Genomic DNA, 308 nt, shown 5'->3' on the forward strand with positions numbered 1-308 from the left:
GGTGCAGGCGTTCTTTGCGCGCTACGACGCGTTCCTCAGCCCGGCAGCGCAGGTGCTCCCCTTCGACGCGAGCTGGCGGTGGCCGGAGTCGATCGCCGGCGTCGCCGCGCGGACGTACCTCGACTGGATGCGCTCCGCGTGCGTGCTCTCGGCGACGAGCCTGCCCGTGCTCGCGATGCCTGGCGGCTTCACCGCCGAGGGGCTTCCGGTCGGCTGGCAGCTCGCCGCGAACCACTACCGCGACCCCGCACTGCTGCAGTGGGCGGCGGCGTATGAGCAGGCGACTGGCTTTGCAAAACTGCCACCGA

1 protein-coding gene is annotated in these 308 nt (G+C 71.4%); it reads left to right on the forward strand.

What is annotated here, in order from left to right:
• On the forward strand, positions 1-308 hold a 308-nt coding region (locus EGM46_RS14620), incomplete at both ends, for an amidase family protein (protein ID WP_241156376.1).

The sequence above is a fragment of the Leucobacter chromiireducens genome, assembly GCF_003917135.1.
GTDB lineage: Bacteria > Actinomycetota > Actinomycetes > Actinomycetales > Microbacteriaceae > Leucobacter > Leucobacter chromiireducens_A.